Annotated in this window: 15 protein-coding genes; 5 read left to right on the top strand and 10 right to left on the bottom strand. The window is 72.8% G+C overall.

Features of this window, described 5'->3' with window-relative positions; genetic code table 11:
• Window positions 1–83 precede the first annotated feature (83 nt).
• Entirely contained in the window at window positions 84–365 is a 282-nt protein-coding gene (locus ACFQS7_RS04700; protein WP_380066195.1) for a hypothetical protein, read from the top strand.
• 34 nt (window positions 366–399) lie between these two features.
• On the opposite strand, the gene ACFQS7_RS04705 is transcribed toward ACFQS7_RS04700, so the two are convergent.
• On the bottom strand, window positions 400–1,137 hold the full coding sequence (locus ACFQS7_RS04705) for a tRNA1(Val) (adenine(37)-N6)-methyltransferase (RefSeq protein ID WP_380065859.1): 738 nt from the start codon (window positions 1,135–1,137) through the stop codon (window positions 400–402).
• Complete coding sequence (locus ACFQS7_RS04710) at window positions 1,134–1,346, bottom strand: DUF2007 domain-containing protein (protein WP_380065860.1); 213 nt, start codon at window positions 1,344–1,346, stop codon at window positions 1,134–1,136. Before ACFQS7_RS04710 ends, ACFQS7_RS04705 begins: the two co-directional genes overlap by 4 nt.
• Before the next feature lie 107 nt (window positions 1,347–1,453).
• Between ACFQS7_RS04710 and ACFQS7_RS04715 the strand changes: the two genes are divergently transcribed.
• Together ACFQS7_RS04715 and ACFQS7_RS04720 are read left to right on the top strand one after the other, a co-directional pair.
• On the top strand, window positions 1,454–2,473 hold the full coding sequence (locus ACFQS7_RS04715) for a polyprenyl synthetase family protein (RefSeq protein WP_380065861.1): 1,020 nt from the start codon (window positions 1,454–1,456) through the stop codon (window positions 2,471–2,473).
• 128 nt (window positions 2,474–2,601) lie between these two features.
• Complete coding sequence (locus ACFQS7_RS04720) at window positions 2,602–3,474, top strand: c-type cytochrome (protein ID WP_380065862.1); 873 nt, start codon at window positions 2,602–2,604, stop codon at window positions 3,472–3,474.
• 156 nt (window positions 3,475–3,630) lie between these two features.
• Here the strand turns inward: ACFQS7_RS04720 and ACFQS7_RS04725 are convergent, their stop codons facing one another.
• Complete coding sequence (locus tag ACFQS7_RS04725) at window positions 3,631–4,854, bottom strand: O-antigen ligase family protein (RefSeq protein ID WP_380065863.1); 1,224 nt, start codon at window positions 4,852–4,854, stop codon at window positions 3,631–3,633.
• A 158-nt stretch (window positions 4,855–5,012) separates the two neighbouring features.
• On the bottom strand, window positions 5,013–6,407 hold the full coding sequence (locus ACFQS7_RS04730; RefSeq protein ID WP_380065864.1) for an aspartate aminotransferase family protein: 1,395 nt from the start codon (window positions 6,405–6,407) through the stop codon (window positions 5,013–5,015).
• A 152-nt stretch (window positions 6,408–6,559) separates the two neighbouring features.
• On the opposite strand from ACFQS7_RS04730, the gene ACFQS7_RS04735 reads away from it, so the two are divergent.
• Entirely contained in the window at window positions 6,560–8,134 is a 1,575-nt protein-coding gene (locus tag ACFQS7_RS04735; protein WP_380065865.1) for a PhoX family protein, read from the top strand.
• Window positions 8,135–8,282: 148 nt separating this feature from the next.
• Here ACFQS7_RS04735 and ACFQS7_RS04740 read toward each other — a convergent pair whose 3' ends face one another.
• The 5 genes from ACFQS7_RS04740 to ACFQS7_RS04760 all read right to left on the bottom strand — a co-directional run bounded on the left by ACFQS7_RS04740 (window position 8,283) and on the right by ACFQS7_RS04760 (window position 11,867).
• Window positions 8,283–8,684 carry a hypothetical protein gene (locus ACFQS7_RS04740; RefSeq protein ID WP_380065866.1) on the bottom strand — a complete coding sequence of 134 codons (402 nt, stop codon included), beginning with the start codon at window positions 8,682–8,684 and terminating at the stop codon, window positions 8,283–8,285.
• Window positions 8,685–8,773: 89 nt separating this feature from the next.
• Window positions 8,774–9,634 (bottom strand): energy transducer TonB, encoded by an 861-nt coding sequence (locus ACFQS7_RS04745; protein WP_380065867.1) that lies wholly within the window; start codon window positions 9,632–9,634, stop codon window positions 8,774–8,776.
• Between the two features lie 3 nt (window positions 9,635–9,637).
• The gene (locus tag ACFQS7_RS04750; RefSeq protein WP_380065868.1) at window positions 9,638–10,060 is read right to left on the bottom strand and encodes an ExbD/TolR family protein; all 423 of its coding nucleotides are present in this window, start codon (window positions 10,058–10,060) and stop codon (window positions 9,638–9,640) included.
• A 5-nt stretch (window positions 10,061–10,065) separates the two neighbouring features.
• Window positions 10,066–10,743, bottom strand: coding sequence for a MotA/TolQ/ExbB proton channel family protein (locus ACFQS7_RS04755; RefSeq protein WP_380065869.1), 678 nt, complete (start codon window positions 10,741–10,743; stop codon window positions 10,066–10,068).
• On the bottom strand, window positions 10,740–11,867 hold the full coding sequence (locus ACFQS7_RS04760) for a PepSY-associated TM helix domain-containing protein (RefSeq protein WP_380065870.1): 1,128 nt from the start codon (window positions 11,865–11,867) through the stop codon (window positions 10,740–10,742). The genes ACFQS7_RS04755 and ACFQS7_RS04760 overlap by 4 nt, the downstream gene beginning before the upstream one ends.
• Before the next feature lie 206 nt (window positions 11,868–12,073).
• Here ACFQS7_RS04760 and ACFQS7_RS04765 point away from each other — a divergent pair, with 206 nt between their 5' ends.
• A complete protein-coding gene (locus ACFQS7_RS04765; RefSeq protein WP_380065871.1) occupies window positions 12,074–14,233 on the top strand; it encodes a TonB-dependent receptor in 2,160 nt (719 codons plus the stop codon).
• A gap of 167 nt (window positions 14,234–14,400) precedes the next feature.
• Here ACFQS7_RS04765 and ACFQS7_RS04770 read toward each other — a convergent pair whose 3' ends face one another.
• Window positions 14,401–16,065: a peptide ABC transporter substrate-binding protein gene (locus tag ACFQS7_RS04770; protein WP_380065872.1), complete on the bottom strand. Its 1,665-nt coding sequence runs from the start codon at window positions 16,063–16,065 to the stop codon at window positions 14,401–14,403.
• Window positions 16,066–16,079: the final 14 nt, after the last annotated feature.

Raw genomic sequence — 16,079 nt, forward strand, 5'->3', positions numbered from 1 at the left:
TGCACGCCGGTAGGTTTGCTTCGATCTTATGTGTCATAAGCCGGTGGCCTGGCACCGACCGGCCGGGTCTGGAGACGAGTATGATGGTGGACGAGGCTTCGGACCTGGAAGGCGCCCGCGAGGCCACGCGCGGCACCGCACCGCGACATAGCCGCCGCCTGTCCGACAAGATCCTGATCGCCTTTCACCACGCCTGCGATCAGGCCGACTACGAAGTCGCCGAGCAGCTGCTGCGTATCCTCGAGATGATGCTGACGCGCCGCCCGGTCTCGCCGGACACCAACCGCCGCCGGAACATGGAAAGCCTGGTCGCGGCGCATGAGCGGCTCTGGTACCTGCGCCATCCGGAGACGCAGGAAAGCTGATCACCGGGCGGGGCCGCCCCCGCCCGCAGGCTCCTCAGCCCGACAGCGCCGCGGCATCCCGCAGGATGGCCTCCGCCGCCGCGGTGAAGCCGGCGGCCTGGTGCAGCACCAGGCCCGGCTCCACCCGTGCCGGCCCGCGCCCGCCGCGCCGGGCCTGCAGCAGCAGCCGCTTGGCCGCCTGCCCGCCACGTGGCCAGAACGGCACCAGCCGGGTCCCGCCGCAGCCGGCCGCCGCCAGGGCCGCCATGGCGGCATCCAGCCGCGCCGCCGGCAGGATCAGGCTCACGCTGCCGCGCCGCGCCAGGGGCGCCGCCAGGAACCGCGCCCAGTCGACCAGGCTGGCCTCCTCATGCGTCGCCGCCCGCCGCAGCGCCTCCGGCGGCGCGGTGCCACCGGGCCAGAAGGGCGGGTTGGCGAAGGCGTGATCGCAGGGCGGCAGCCGGCGGAGCAGGTCCAGATCTCGCACGTCGCCGGTGATCACCTCCACTCGCCCGGCCAAGCCGTTGGCCGCGGCATTGGCCCGTGCCAGCGCCGCCAATTCGGCATCCCGCTCCACCGCCAGGATCGCCAGGTCCGGCACCCGGGCCGCCAGGCAGAGGAAGCCGGCGCCGCTGCCGCAGCCGGCCTCCAGCACCCGCTGGCCGGGCAGCGCGGGCACGCCGGCGGCCAGCAGCACCGCGTCCAGCCCGGCCCGCAGCCCGCGCCGTGGCTGCAGCAGCAGCACCCGGCCGTCGAGCAGGCGGTCCTCGGTCAGCGCCGCGGCGTCGGTCATGCGGCGTCCTCGCCGGCCTCGCGCAGCACCCGGCGGGCCTGGGCGAGGTCGTCCGTGGCCACCACCAAGCGGCGCGGGAAGGCGCCGATCCCGCCCTCGAGCGCGCTGATATGCGCATCCAGCACGATGCATGCGATGCCCGCATCGCGCAGCAAAGCCAGCAGGAAACTCACCCGCACCGGATCGGTGCTCTCGACGACGACACGCATTCCGAGCGAAATCCTTGTTTTCCCTGCGCTTGCCGCCATCTGGGAGCGTCGTTATGGTGCCGCCCCCTAGGACTGGGTCAAGTGAAGTGGACGCGGAAGCGGGTGCGATGCCGGTAGCATCGCCGATCAACAGGGCCGCGTCCGGCGGTGAGGATGCGCTGACGGCGCTGACGGCGTTGGTGCGCGCGGATCTCGAAGCCTGCAATCGGCTGATCGTCGAGAAGATGCAAAGCCCGGTAGCGCTGATCCCGCAACTGGCGGCGCATATCGTCGCGGCCGGCGGCAAGCGGCTGCGGCCGCTGCTCACCCTCGCCGCGGCGCGGCTGTGCGGCTATCGCGGCCATCGCCACGTGCTGCTCGCGGCCTGCGTCGAGTTCATCCATACCGCGACCCTGCTGCACGACGACGTGGTGGATGAAAGCTCGCTGCGCCGCGGCCAGGCCAGCGCCAATGCGCTGTTCGGCAACAAGCCCTCGGTCCTGGTCGGCGACTTCCTGTTCGCCCGGGCCTTCGAGCTGATGGTGGAGGATGGCTCGCTGAAGGTGCTGGCGATCCTCTCCGCCGCCTCCTCGACCATCGCCGAGGGCGAGGTGCTGCAGCTCGTCACCCAGAACGACACCACGACGACCGAGGACCAGTACCTCCAGGTCATCGAGGGCAAGACCGCCGCGCTGTTCGCCGCCGCCACCCGGATCGGCGCCGTGGTGGCCGACCGGCCGGTGGCGGAGGAGGAGGCGCTGGACGTCTATGGCCGCACCCTCGGCACCGCCTTCCAGCTGGTGGACGACGCGCTGGACTACTCGGCGGAGCAGGAACAACTCGGCAAGACGGTCGGCGACGATTTCCGCGAGGGCAAGATCACCCTGCCGGTGCTGCTGGCCTTCGAGCGCGGCAGCGAGGCCGAGCGCGGCTTCTGGCGCCGGGTGCTGGAGGAGCGTGAGCAGGGCCCCGAGGACCTGGCCGAAGCGCAGCGGCTGATCGCCCGCCACCGGGCGCTGCACGACACGGTCGAGCGGGCGCGCTTCTACGGCGACAAGGCCCTGGCGGCCCTGCAGGGCTTCCCCGACGGGCCGGAGCGTCGGGCCCTCGCCGATATCGTCGAATTCTGCATCGCCCGGGCACGCTGACCGCCTGCCCGTAGCCGCGCCGCATCCCGTGATGCGGTGTGGTCCAGCGGATCGATGCGTGCCCGGCCGCGTATCATTGCGCATCGCCGGCATGCGAGGCTAGCCTCCGCCGCGGGAGGACTGCCTGCATGACGATCGAAGCCTGGAAGCGGGTTCGCCGCGGCACTGCCATGCTCGCCTTGGCCCTGGCCGCGTCGCTCGGCGCCGCCGCGGCGGAGACACCGCTGGAGCGCGGCCGCTACCTGGTGGAGACCATCGCCGCCTGCGGCAATTGCCACACCCCGAAAGGCCCGGACGGTCCGCTGCCGGGCAAGGCGCTGGCAGGCAACTGGGTGGTCGAGGACATCCCGCCCTTCCGCGCCGTCGCCTCGAACATCACCCCGGACCGCGCCACCGGCATCGGCGGCTGGACCGATGCGCAGATCGGCCGGGCGATCCGCGAGGGCATCCGCCCCGACGGCTCGGTCATCGGGCCGCCGATGCCGATCGGCCTTTATCGCGGCCTGTCCGACGACGACCTGGCGGCGATGGTCGCCTATCTGCGCAGCGTCCCGGCGGTGTCCAGCGTGTCGGAGAAATCCACCTACCGTATCCCGCTGCCGCCTTCCTATGGCCCGCCGGTGGGCCGGGTCGCGGCGCCGCCGCGGGCCGATGCGGTGGCCTATGGCGCCTACCTCGCCGGGCCGGTAGCGCATTGCACCGAATGCCACACGCCCATGCTGGAAGGCGGCCGGCGCGACACGACGAAGCTCGGCGCCGGGGGCCAGGCCTTCGCCGGGCCCTGGGGCAGCGCGGTCGCCGCCAACCTGACCTCAAGCCGGACCAGCGGGCTCGGCGCCTGGACCGATGCGGAGATCGAGCGGGCGATCCGCACCGGCATCTCCCGCGACGGCCGCCGGCTGCACCCGCCGATGGCCTTCGCCGAGTACCGCGACATCGCGCCGCCGGACATGGCGGCGCTGATCGCCTTCCTGCGCAGCCTGCCGCCGGTCGAGCGCTGAGAAGCCTGGGGAGGGCAAGCCATTCCCTTCCCGTTGGGCGCCTGCGTCCGACCCCACTCTGCCTTTTTCCGAGTCGGCACCCGCCGCGCGGCCGGTGCAAACCCACAACAATAGAGGAGGGTTCAGGGAGGATGCTTCCTCCCTGGCCTTCGAAGCCTAGGCCGACTGACGCCCCGGCAGGGCGGCGACGCCCGCCAATGCCATCAACTCCGCGCCGACCCACCATTCCTGCCAGGCGCCGAAGCTCAGCATCGCGGTGACGCTGGCCGCCGCCAGCACCGCCGTCGCCACCGCCGGGCGCGGCGACCGTGCCGCCGCCGCGCCCAGCAGCAGCGCCAGCGCCGCGCCCAGCAGGGCACCGGGCAGGCCGAGCTCCAGCCAGAGCTGCAAGGCGCCGTTGTGCGGATGCAGCGGCAGCAGCTTCGCCGTCGGCAGCCACAGCGCCGCCCCCGGGTCGGTGAGGTGGAAGCGCCGGAGCGCCTCGAGGGTCGGGGGATCGCGGTGGCCGGGGATCTCGCGGCTCGCCTCCATCCCCCAGCCTGCTATGGGCCGCTCGGCGATCCGGTCGATGACGAAGTCCCAGATCAGCAGCCGGTGCGCCGCCGAGGGGGCGATGCGGTCCGCCGGCACGCCCTGCGCCAGCACCGGCCCCAGCACCACCGGCATGGCGAGGATCGCCAGCGCCAGGCCGGCGCCCAGCAGCCGCGGCGCCCAGCGCGGCGCCAGCCAAGTCGCCGCGCCAGCCAGGCCACCGGCGACCACCGCGAGCTTGGCTGCCTCGCCCGGCAGCAGCACCAGCACCGCGGCACCCGCCGCCAGGACCAGGCTGCGCAGCCAGCGCGACAGGCCGGACGCGGCGACCAGCGGCAGCCAGAGCCCCATGGCGGAGGCCGCCGGCTTGAGGCCGAAGGCGAGGGTGACCGGGACCTCCTTCAGCCCGCGCACCGCGGCGCGGATGGCATGCCCGGTCAGCGCGTCCAGCGCCGCCAGCGCCAGCCCGGCGACCAGCCCGCCGGTCGCCACCAGGACCAGCCGGTGCTTCGCCGCCTCGTCCTCGGCGGCCATCGCCCGGGCCGCGGCGGCACCAAGCGCCACGAAGCCGCCGACCTGCACGGCGGTGCCGAGCGCCCGCAGCGGCTCCGGCGCCCAAAGCGCGGTCACCGCCGCCCAGCCGAACAGCGCCAGCGCCACCCCGGCGGCGCCGCCCTGCGGCCAGGGCCAGGCACCGTGCCGACGCCGGTGCGCGACGACGCACAGCAGCAGCGCCAGGGTGGCGATCGGCGCGATGGCCTTGGATTGCAGCACGCCGGCGACCGGCGCGATGGCCAGCGCGACCGCGAGCGGCAGGCTCGGCGCGGCGAGGGAAGTCGGGATCTGCATGGGGGGGCCGGGTCGGGCTCCGGAAGAGGCGGTCCCGACCCGTCAGGCCCGGGGCCACGGAGTGCTTGCCGGCGGGAGGGGCATGGCCGGGTCGGGCCCGGCCATGACGATAGCGGGCGGGGCAGGCGGTCCCGCAGGACCGCCTGCCTGCGGGCGGGTCAGACCGCGGCGATGCTCTCGCGGCGCAGCTCGACCGAGAGCTCGTCCAGCGCCCGGCCCACCCGGTCGACCATCTCGTCGATCTCGGCGGTCGAGATGATCAGCGGCGGCGAGAAGCCGATGCTGTCGTTGGTCATGGCGCGCATGATGACGCCGTGCTTCTCGCCCAGCTTGGTCAGCCGCGGGCCGATCTTCTTCGCCGGGTCGAAATTCCTGGCCTTCGCCTTGTCCTCGACCAGCTCGACCGCCGCCACCAGCCCGACGCCGCGGACCTCGCCGACCATCGGGTGCTCGGCAAAGCGCTGCTGCAGCGCCGCCTGCATGTGCGGCCCGACCTTCCGGACATGGGAGAGCATGTCCAGCTCGTCGTAGATCTTCAGCGTCTCGATGGCGACCGCGGCCGGCACCGGATGGCCGGAATAGGTGAAGCCGTGGCCCCAGGTGCCGACGGTGGACGACCCCTCGGCGATGCCCTGGAAGACCCGCTCGTTCACCATCACCGCCGAGATCGGCAGGTAGGCCGCCGACAGCGCCTTGGCGCAGACCAGGATGTCCGGCTGTATGGCGAAGGTCTGGCTGCCCCAGTAATTGCCGGTGCGGAAGAAGCCGGCAATCACCTCGTCGACGCACATCAGCACGTCGTACTTCTTCAGCACCACCTGGATCTTCTCGAAATAGGTGGCGGGCGGGATGATGACGCCGCCGGCGCCCATGAAGGGCTCGGCATAGAAGGCGGCCACCGTCTCCGGGCCCTCCTTCAGGATCACCTCCTCCAGCTCGGCGGCCAGGCGGGTGGCGAAGTCTTCCTCCGACTCGCCGGGCAGCGCGTTGTGGTAGTGGTGCGGCGTGCCGACATGGATGAAGCCCGGCAGCGGCAGGTCGAACAGCTTGTGGTTGGCCGGCAGGCCGGTGAGGCAGGCCGCCGCCAGCGTGATCCCGTGGTAGCCCTTCAGCCGGCTGATGATCTTCTTCTTCGCCGGCCGGCCGATGGCGTTGTTCATGTACCAGAGGATCTTGATGACGCTGTCGTTCGCCTCGGACCCCGAATTGGCGAAGAACACCTTGCTCATCGGCACCGGCGCGCGCTCGATCAGCATCTCCGCCAGGTCCACCATCGGCTCGTGCGACTTGCCGGTGAAGGAGTGGTAGAAGGGGAGCTTCCGCATCTGGTCGGTGGCGGCCTGCACCAGGCGCTCGTTGTCGAAGCCGAGGCTGGCGCACCAGAGCCCGGCGACGCTCTCGATGTAGTCCTTGCCCTGGTCGTCGAAGACCTTCACGCCCTTGCCGCGGTTGATCACCATCGGGCCGTTGATCAGGTGCGCCTTGTGGTCGGTATAGGGGTGGAGCGCGTAGGCGACGTCGCGGGCGGCGGTGGAATTGCGGGGCGGGGTCATCGGCGGGACCTTCTCTGCGGGATGCCGCAGTCTAGGCCCGGAATGCCCGCCAACCCAAGGCCGCTTGCCGCACGCCCTTGTTGGCCCTCGGCGGATGGACGCCGGCGGCGGCCGGGTGGCAAGGTCCGCGCCGCCGCAACGAGGACGCGCTGATGCAGGATGCCAGGGGCTTTGCAGGGAAGGGGACGCGGCGCGCGATCCGGCGCCGGGCGCTGCTGGCCGCCTCCGCCCTCGCCCCGCTCGCCGCCCGGGCACAGACCCGCCGCAACGACCTCGAAGCCATGGGCCTGCCGGTGCAGCAGGACGACACGGTGGCGCGCGGCTACCGCCGCGACGTCCTGGTCCGCTGGGGCGACCGCGTCACCTTCGACGCCCCGGCCTGGGACCCGCGCCGGCCCACCCCGGATGGCGCCGCGGCGCAATTCGGCTGGGACGCGAGGGTCGCCGCCATCGCGGTGCCGACGCAGCAGGCCGCCGACGGCATCCCCCGCGCGGTGCTGGCGGTGGTGCATCCTCGGGTCGACCCCGCCTTCGCCTTCCCCGGCGGGCGCGACCAGCCGGCCGCGGCGGCGGCGATGCAGGGCGCCTCCCTGCTGAACCTGGAAAAGCGCGGCCGCGGCTGGGTGGTGGTGGATGGCGGCTTCCAGAGCCGCCGGCTGGGCGGTGCCACGCTGTGCCGTGTCAGCGGCGGCGGCAGCGTGCGGGGCGTGCTGGGCCTGGCCGGCGGATGCGTCACCCCCTGGGGCACGCTGCTGCTGGCCGAGGGCGACCCGACCCCCTGGCTGGCCCGGCTCGGCAATGTCGACCCGCGCTTCGCCAACGCGTCTGGCTTCGGCTGGGTGGTCGAGCTCGACCCCTTCGACCCGCAATCGGTGCCGGTGAAGCGCACCGCGCTCGGCCGCTTCGCGCACGGCGACGTGGCGGCGACCCTGTCGCGCGACGGCCGCGCGGTGGTCTACCTGACCGACCGGCGGGTCGGCGGCTTCCTGTTCCGCTTCGTCTCGGCCGGGCCGGCGACCGGGGAGGACGTGCTGGATGCCGGCAGCCTTTCGGTCGCCCGGCTGGACGGCGACCGCTTCACCTGGCTGCCGCTGCCGGCGGGCGTGCCGGACCCGGTGATGGCGGCGACCCAGGCGGGGGGCAGCCCGCTCGATTCGCCTTCCGGGCTCGGGCTCGACCCGACCCGGCCACGGCTGCTGCTGGCCTGCCACGGCAGCCCGGCCCGGCCGGCCGGACATGTGATCGAACTGACCGCGGCCGGCGGCGACGACGGCGCGGCGACCGCCGGGGCCGGGCTGCTGTTCGCCGCCGGCGACCCGCGCAGCGCCGAGGCCCGCTACGGCCGGGCCGGCCTGCCGCCGGGCAGCGCCTGGCCGGAGAACCCGGACACGGTGACGGTGGATGCGCGCGGCCGGGCCTGGATCGGCACCGACCGCGGCGGCCGGGTCGGGCCGCAGGCGGAGGGGCTCTATGTCTGCGACCTGGACGGGCCGGGGCGCGGGGTGCCGCTGCCGATCTATGGCGCGCCGCGGGCGGCCTCGGTCGGCGGCGCGGCGCTGACCCCGGATGGGGAGGCGCTGTTCAGCGCGGTGCGCCACCCGGGCGCCGAGCCCGGCGGCAATTTCGACCGGCCGGCGACGCGCTGGCCGGAATTCCAGGCCGGCGTGCCGCCGCGTTCGACGCTGATCGGCCTGGTGCGCAACGGTGGTGGAGCGGTCGGCGGTTAGCGGATCTGCGGGGAAGCTTGGGGAGGGAAAAGTATTCCTTCCCCAAGCTTCCCCCTCCTTGTTGTGGGCTTGGCGCCTGCCGCGCGGCAGGTCGGACTCCCAAACATAGAAGAGGGACCAGGGAGGATACTTCCTCCCTGGCCTTGCCTTACCCTTTGGCTGCCGGCGCCATCACCGCGCGCACCGCATCGGCCAGGGCGGCGCAGGCGCGGCGGGTGTCGTGCTTCGCCATCTCCTCCCGCGCCAGGGCGATGCGGGTCAGCGCGGTCTGCAGCGCCGGCGACTTGTCGCCATGGCTGACCGCCAGGCGGATGCGGGTTTCCGCCAGCGCCAGGTTGATGCCTGCGGCTTGGTCATGGTCGTCGCGGAGGTCGTGGTCGGCGCCGAGCAGCAGGTCGAGCACCTGCCTGGCCTCCGGCGAGGCATTGGCCAGCGGCAGCAGATGCGGCGCCGGCGGGTCCTTCGCATGGTCCGGCCCGGACTTCAGGCGCGGCACGAGGGCAAAGGAGAAGAGGTCGAGATAGGGGTGCTGCGCGGCGGCCGTGGGCATGAATCGCTCCCTGGGTCGGGCAACCCGTGCTGCCCGGGCTGCCGCCATCCTAGCGCCGTTCCGCGCGGTGCTTCAATCCGGCCGGCGGGTCAGCGCAGGGCGAAGCGGACCGGCACGGTCAGCTCGATCGGGTCGCCGGTGACCTCGGCGGGCGGGGCGGGCAGCGGCGAGGCACGCTCGATCATCGCCAGCACCGCGCCGTCCAGCGCGGCATCGCCGGCGCTGCGTTCCAGCCGGTAGCCGATGACGGTCCCGTCGCGCCGCATGCGGAAGTGAAGCATGGCGACCCCCTGGGCGCGGCGGAAGCGGGCCTCCTGCGGATAGGTCTTGTGCCGTTCCAGCGCGGCGAACAACCGGGCGACGTAGCTCGCCGGCGGTGCCGCGGCGGCGGGTGCTGCGGCCCGAGCCGCGGGGGCGGGCGGCGCCGGTGCCGGTGCCGTGGGCTGCACCTGCGCCACCGCAGGCCGCGGCGGCGCGGGGCGGTGCTGCGGCGCCGGCGGGCGCGGCAGGGGCGGCGGGACCGGCAATTCGGCGACGGCCTCGGGGGCCGTTTCGGCCACTTCCGGCACGGGCGGCGGCGGTTCGGGCAAGGCCGGCGCCTCGGCCATCGGCATCGGTGGTGTCTCGGTCGCCACGGGTGGTTCGGGCGGCGCCTCGGCCGGGACGGGCAGGGGGGCCGGCGCCGCCTCCGCCATGGCCTCGGCGACGGGCTCGGCGACCGGCTCGGGACTCGGCGCAACCGGCTCCGGCGCCGTCATCTCCAGCAGCATCACCGGCATCACGACGGGTGCCGGGGCGGGCATGCCGAACAGCAGCACCAGCCCGGCCACCGCATGCAGAACGGCCGAGCCGGTCCAGGCCAGGCTCCGCCCGGACGGGCGGCGCGGCAGGCCGGGGGGCGGCGGGACGGCGAAGCCGTCGAAGCGGGGCAGCGCCTGCGGCTGGGCCATGGCTCAGGGCGCCGGCTGCGAGACGAGGGCGACCCGCTGGATACCGGCCCGCTGCACCAGGGCCATGATCCGCAGCACCTCGCCATACTCAATGCCGCGGTCGGCGCGGAGATGCAGCGCGCGGTCGGGCGATTCGGCATGCAGCGCGACCAAGCGCGGCTCCAGCGCCGGCTCGGCGACCGGCTCCTTGCCGAGGAAGAGCTCGCCCGCCCGGGTCAGGCCGAGCTCGAGCGGCGGCTCGGGCGGGGCGAGGCGCGCGGCGGCGGCGCGCGGCAGGTCGACCTGGATGCCGGCGGTGAGCATCGGCGCCGTCACCATGAAGATCACCAGCAGCACCAGCATCACGTCGACCAGCGGCGTGACGTTGATCTCGGCGACCGGGCGGGCGTCGTCGCCGTCGTCGCCGCCGGAAAGCTGCATCGCCATGCCAGCTACTCCGCCGCCGCGGCGCGGCCGCCGGCGACGAAGGCCGGCCGGCGCGCCAGCCGCAGCGCGAGCGTCCCGGCGGCGGCCAGCGCCTCCTGCCGGATCCGGTGCAGCCGCGTGGTGCAGCGGTTGTAGGCGATGGTCGCCGGGATGGCGGCGACCAGGCCGATGGCGGTGGCGAAGAGCGCCTCGGCGATGCCGGGTGCCACGGTCGCCAGGCTGGTATCCTGCCGTGCGGCGATGCCCGCGAAGCTGTGCATGATGCCCCAGACCGTGCCGAACAGGCCGACGAAGGGGCTGACCGCGCCGATGGTCGCCAGCAGGGGCAGGCCGGGCTCGGCCTGCCGCAGCGTCGCGGCGATGGCGGCGCGCATGGCGTGTTCCAGCCGGCCGCGGAATTCGCCGGCGGTCTCGGCCGGATCGCGCCCCTCGCGCCATTCGGCATGGCCGGCCCGCAGCGTCGCGGCGGCGAGGCCCTCGCCGCCCGGCGGCGCGGCGTCGGGACCTTCGGCGGCGAGCAGCCGGGCCTGCCGCGCCAAGCCGCGCAGGGTCACCGCCTTCTCGATGATGATGGCCCAGCAGGCGAGCGAGGCGAGCAGCAGCAGCGCCATCACCCCCTGCACCACGATATCGGCCTGCAGGATGAGGGTGAGCGGGGAGAGGTCGGGCGGGGTGGGGTTCATGCGGTCCTCCCGGACAGGGCGGCAGGGTCCGCCTGGCGGACCCGGCGGCGGTTGCGGCGGCGGAGCAGCCAGGCGGCGAGGCCGGTGACGAAGAGCGCCGGCATGGCGAGGCCCGACAGGAAGACGAGAAGGCGCCCGCCGGTCCCCAGGATGGCGCCGCCATGCAGCCAGCGTTGCAGCGCGAGCGCCTCCTCCGCCGCGCCGCGGGTGCGCGGGCCGCGTTCCTCCAGCACCGTGCCGGTGCCGGCGTCGATGGTCAGGACGGTGCGGCCGCGGATTTCCGGGTCGGCCGCGGCGGGGCGGAGGGTCACGCCCCAGGCGGGGCGCTGGCCGGTGGGCGGCATGACGCCGGTCACCACCTGGCCGGGCAGGTGCGCCAGCGCCGCGGCGACGGCGGCGTCCGCATCCAGGCGAAGCGACTCGGGCCGCAGCGGCCCGCGCTGCGGCGCTCCGGCGGCTGGCGCGGCGATGCCGAGCAGCGGGCGGAACCAGCCGGGGAAGATGATGGCGACGCCGGAGAAGGCGACCACCGCCAGCACCGCCGCCAGCCAGATGCCGACCACCCGGTGCAGGTCGAGGTTCAGCATCACCGCCGGCCGGCGCCGGATTGTCACCAGTGCCCGGCCGAGCGCGCCGTCGCGCGGCCACCAGAGCCAGATGCCGCTGGCGCAGAACAGCAGGGTCAGCACGCCGAGCCAGCCCACCGCCTCGCGCCCGCCCCAGGCCCGCAGCATCAGCGTGTCGTGCAGGTCGCGCGTCGTGCCGATGAAGCCGGCGCGGGCGTCGCGCTCGCCAAGCAGCCGCCCGGTCGCCGGGTCCAGGTAGGCCGTCGTCGCGCCGCGCGCGCCGCGCGGCGGCGAGACCACCCAGACCGGCCAGACCGCATCCGGCGGCCGGATGCCGCCGACGGGACGGCCGGCCGTCTCCGCCAGGCGCTGGATGGCGGCATAGGTGAGCGCCGGGTCGGCCGGGCCGTCGGGGCGGAACAGCGCGGGGTTCAGCGCCGCGTCGATTTCGCGCTGGTAGGACAGGATGCTGCCGGTCGCGCCGATGACGGCGAGGACGAGGCCGAGCACCAGCCCGACCCAGCGATGCGCCAAGAGGAGGGCCCGGCGCGCGGTCACGCCCTGGCGCCCTGGCGGCGGATCGGCAGGCGACGGCGGAGGCTAGGCGCGACGGGCATGGTCCCTGGCCTAGACCGAATGAGAATTACTCGCAATCGCATTTCTTTTCCCATGCATCGGCCGCGGGCCCTTGCCTGGCGGCAGCGGCCCGGGCAGGTTGCCCTTATTGCGAATAACTCGCAATCGCGGAAACTTGGGTCGTACTGATGGACATGCCGAACTGCAATCGAAATGCCGTGGTGACGCGGCCGGGCCGGCGGCCCGGGCTGCTGGCGGCGACCTCGCTGCTGGCACTGGCCTGCGGGGCCGTCCCGGCGGTGGCGCAGGACCAGGCGGCCCCCATCGCGCTGCCTCAGATGGATGTGAACGCCGTGCCCGCCGTGACCTCCGGCTACGCCACCCAGCGCACCACCTCCGCCACCAAGACCGACACGCCGTTGCGCGACGTGCCGCAGAGCGTCACCGTCATCACCGAACAGGCGATCCGCGACCTGTCGATGCAGAACCTGGGCGACGTGCTGCGCTACGTCCCCGGCGCCGGCTATGCGCAGGGCGAGGGCAACCGCGACACCCCGGTGCTGCGCGGCCAGTCCACCACCTCGGACCTCTTCGTCGACGGGCTGCGCGACGACGTGCAGTACTACCGCGACCTCTACAACGTGGACCGCGTCGAGGTGCTGCTCGGCCCCAACGCGATGATCTTCGGCCGCGGCGGCACCGGCGGCGTGATCAACCGCGTGACCAAGCAGGCGAACTGGGACCCGCGGCGCGAGGTGCGGCTGCAGGCCGGCTCCTTCGGCCAGTGGCGCGGCAGCTTCGACCTCGGCCAGGCGATCAACGAGAATGCCGCCGTCCGGCTGCTGGGGATGTACGAGGAGAGCGACAGCTACCGCGACGGCGTCAACCTCAAGCGCTACGGCATCAACCCGACCTTCGCCTACCGGATCGGCGATTCCACCATCGTCCGTGCCTCCTACGAATACTTCCGCGACGAGCGCGTGGCGGACCGCGGCATCCCGTCCTTCCGCGGCCGGCCGCTGGAGACCGGCCGCGCCACCTTCTTCGGCGATCCTGGCCGCAGCCCGGTGAATGCGCAGGTCAATGCGCTCAACCTCGGGGTCGAGCACCGCTTCGAGAACGGCGTGCTGCTGCGCAACAACTTCCGCTTCGCCGACTACGACAAGTTCTACCAGAACGTCTTCCCCGGCGCGGTGTCCGCCAATGGCAGCACGGTGTCGATCGCCGCCTACAACAACGAGACCCACCGGCAGAACCTGATCAACCAGACCGACTTCGTCTTCGACCTGAACACCGGCCCCATCCGGCACAAGATCCTGGCGGGGGTCGAGCTGGCGCGGCAGCAGACCGACAATTTCCGCAACACCGGCTACTTCACCTCGGTCGGGGCGAATGCCACCAGCTACACCACCTCACTCGGCGCGACGCGGATCAACGTGCCGGTCAGCTTCCGCCAGAGTGCCACGGACGCCAACAACAGCGGCGTCGCCACCACCGCCGCAGTCTATGTGCAGGATCAGGTGCAGCTGCTGCCCACCGTGCAGCTGATCGGCGGGCTGCGCTTCGACCACTTCAACACCGACTTCACCAACAACCGCACCGGCCAGGGCTTCGACGTCACCGACAACAAGGTCTCGCCGCGCATCGGCCTGGTCTGGCAGGCCTTCGAGCCGGTCTCCTTCTATGCCAGCTTCAGCAACACCTACCTGCCGCGGGCCGGCGAGCAGCTCGCTTCGCTCACTTTGGCCAACCAGTCGCTGAAGCCGGAGCAGTTCACCAACTACGAGGTCGGCGCCAAGTGGGACGTGCGGCCGGACTTCGCCGTGACCGCCGCGCTCTTCAACCTCGACCGCACCAACGTCGCGGTGACCGACCCGAACGACATCACCCGCTCCGTCCTGGTGGACGGCACCCGCACGCGGGGCTTCGAGCTGGGCGGGCGCGGCCGCGTCACCGACAAATGGAGCGTGCTGGGCGGCTGGGCCATCATGAATTCGGAGATCACCAGCGACCAGTCGGCAACCATCAGGAAGGGCAACAACGTGCCCTTCGTCTCGCACAACACCGTCTCGCTCTGGAACCGCTACGACTTCCTGCCGCAGTTGGGCGCCGGGCTCGGCGTGGTGCACCAGTCCGGCTACTACGCCGCGACCGACAACGCGGTGCGCATCCCGGCCTTCACCCGGTTCGACGCGGCGCTGTTCTGGAACCTGACGGAGCGCGTGGCGCTGCAGGCGAATTTCGAGAACCTGTTTGGGGTGAAGTACTACCCGGTGGCCAACAGCAACAACAACATCACGCCGGGCGCGCCCTTCGCCGCGCGCTTCGCGTTGACGTCGCGGTTCTGAGGGCAGGCAAGGCCAGGGAGGAAGCATCCTCCCTGGACCCACCTTTATTCTTGTGAGTCGGAACCTGCCGCGCGGCGAATGCGAGACTCACGAAAGGGCAGGGGTTCGGGGAGGGAATACGTTTCCCTCCCCGAACCCCTGCCTTTCTTCCGAACGACCGGCGTAGGTCACGGCTTGACCCGCCACTCCTCCACCCACAGCGAGCTCGGGTTCAGGTGCCCGGTCGGCCGGACATTCTCCAGCCATTGCGGCCAGACATGCGCATCCGCCCGGAACCACAAAGGCAGGGCGGGCAGGTCCGCCGCGTAGATCGCCTGCAGCCTGGAAAACAGCGCGCGCCGCCTGTCGCGGTCGAGCGCCTGCGGGATCGTCTCCAGCAGTGCGTCCATCTCCGGGTTGCGGTAGCCCGGATAGTTCTGGCCGGACCAGTTGCGCGCCTCGGTCGGGATTTCGTCCGAATGCAGGGTGCTGCGCGGCACGCTTTCCGGCGCGCTGATCCAGGCGAACAGTGCGGCACCCTGGAATTTCCGCTTCGACAGGGTCTCGGCGAAGAAGACCCGCGGCGGCTCGTTCCTGATGCGGGCCTCGATGCCGGCCTGGCGCCACATGCCCTGCAGGACCTGCTGCACCGCCTCCCGCGCCCGGTTGCCGGCGGTGGTCATCAGCTCGATCGACAGCCGCTCGCCGGCGGCGTTCCGGCGGATGCCGTCCGCGCCGCGAGGCCAGCCGGCGGCGTCCAGCAGCGCCGCGGCGCGGGCCGGATCGAAGGGCCATTGCGGCACGCCCGCATCGTGCATCGGGTCGAGCGGGTTGACATTGCCATGCGCCACCACCTGGCGGCCCTCGAACAGCCGCGCCACGATCTGCGCCCGGTCGATGGCGAGCAGCAGCGCCTGCCGCACCCGCAGGTCGGCAAGGATCGGATTGTCCAACCGCAGGTCGAGATGCTCGTAGACCAGCCCGGACTTGTATTCGACCTTGAACCGCCCGGCGGTGCGGCGTTCCAGCGCCGCCACCTGCTCGACCGGCAGGCCGAGCTCGCCGGAGACCATGTCGACCTGTCCGGCCAGCAGCTGGGCTTCCAGCGCCGCGGTGTTCTCCACGCTGCGGATCTGGATGCGGCGGAAGGCCGGCGCCGCACCTTGCCAGGCGGCGTTGCGTTCCAGCGTCACCCCGGCGCCGGGCTGCACCGCGGTGATCCGGTAGGGGCCGGACCAGAGCGCGGGGTTGGCGGGTTCGGTGTCATAGGCGGTGCGGCTGCGATAGGTCCGTGGCTCCTGCTCCCACCGTGCCCGCTCGACATGCGCCGGTAGCGGCTGGAACTCGCCGAGCGAGGCGAAGTCGAAGGTTACCTTGTCGAAGCGCAGCGTGATCGTCCGTGCATCCTCGACGATGAGCTCATAGGCCGAACGGTAGAATTCGGCCGGGCCGATGCCGGTCTCGCCGTTCCGTCCGGCCTCCCAGGCGAAGCGCAGGTCGGCGGCCGAGATCGGCGTGCCGTCGCCCCAGCGCGCATCGGCGCGCAGCTCGTAGGTGACGCGGAGGCCGGGCCTGCCTTCGGCCGTCGTCTCGCGGACCGCGAGGCCGTTCTCCAGCGTCGGCAGCGTCTCGCACAGCAGGCAGGCCAGCGTCCAGTCGGTGCCATAGGCGGTCATGGGGCGGCGGGCGAAGCCGAGCACGTAGGTCTTCGCCGCCATCGAGTCGATGTTCGGATGGAAGGTGCTGGGGAACTGGGTGATGCCGATGGTCAGCGTGTCGCGCTGCGGCTGTGCCAAAGCGGGCACGGCGAGGGCCAGGGCGGCGCCGAGGGTCGGCAGGAATCGGGCGGCCATGCTCGGGCTCCAGG

Source organism: Dankookia sp. GCM10030260 (assembly GCF_042666655.1).
Lineage (GTDB): Bacteria > Pseudomonadota > Alphaproteobacteria > Acetobacterales > Acetobacteraceae > Paracraurococcus.

Excerpts from the sequence above, each read along its gene's own strand:
- ACFQS7_RS04700 (WP_380066195.1), top strand. The coding sequence starts at position 84 with ATGGTGGACGAGGCTTCGGACCTGGAAGGCGCCCGCGAGGCCACGCGC.
- ACFQS7_RS04705 (WP_380065859.1), bottom strand. The coding sequence starts at position 1,137 with ATGACCGACGCCGCGGCGCTGACCGAGGACCGCCTGCTCGACGGCCGG.
- ACFQS7_RS04710 (WP_380065860.1), bottom strand. The coding sequence starts at position 1,346 with ATGCGTGTCGTCGTCGAGAGCACCGATCCGGTGCGGGTGAGTTTCCTG.
- ACFQS7_RS04715 (WP_380065861.1), top strand. The coding sequence starts at position 1,454 with ATGCCGGTAGCATCGCCGATCAACAGGGCCGCGTCCGGCGGTGAGGAT.
- ACFQS7_RS04720 (WP_380065862.1), top strand. The coding sequence starts at position 2,602 with ATGACGATCGAAGCCTGGAAGCGGGTTCGCCGCGGCACTGCCATGCTC.
- ACFQS7_RS04725 (WP_380065863.1), bottom strand. The coding sequence starts at position 4,854 with ATGCAGATCCCGACTTCCCTCGCCGCGCCGAGCCTGCCGCTCGCGGTC.
- ACFQS7_RS04730 (WP_380065864.1), bottom strand. The coding sequence starts at position 6,407 with ATGACCCCGCCCCGCAATTCCACCGCCGCCCGCGACGTCGCCTACGCG.
- ACFQS7_RS04735 (WP_380065865.1), top strand. The coding sequence starts at position 6,560 with ATGCAGGATGCCAGGGGCTTTGCAGGGAAGGGGACGCGGCGCGCGATC.
- ACFQS7_RS04740 (WP_380065866.1), bottom strand. The coding sequence starts at position 8,684 with ATGCCCACGGCCGCCGCGCAGCACCCCTATCTCGACCTCTTCTCCTTT.
- ACFQS7_RS04745 (WP_380065867.1), bottom strand. The coding sequence starts at position 9,634 with ATGGCCCAGCCGCAGGCGCTGCCCCGCTTCGACGGCTTCGCCGTCCCG.
- ACFQS7_RS04750 (WP_380065868.1), bottom strand. The coding sequence starts at position 10,060 with ATGGCGATGCAGCTTTCCGGCGGCGACGACGGCGACGACGCCCGCCCG.
- ACFQS7_RS04755 (WP_380065869.1), bottom strand. The coding sequence starts at position 10,743 with ATGAACCCCACCCCGCCCGACCTCTCCCCGCTCACCCTCATCCTGCAG.
- ACFQS7_RS04765 (WP_380065871.1), top strand. The coding sequence starts at position 12,074 with ATGGACATGCCGAACTGCAATCGAAATGCCGTGGTGACGCGGCCGGGC.
- ACFQS7_RS04770 (WP_380065872.1), bottom strand. The coding sequence starts at position 16,065 with ATGGCCGCCCGATTCCTGCCGACCCTCGGCGCCGCCCTGGCCCTCGCC.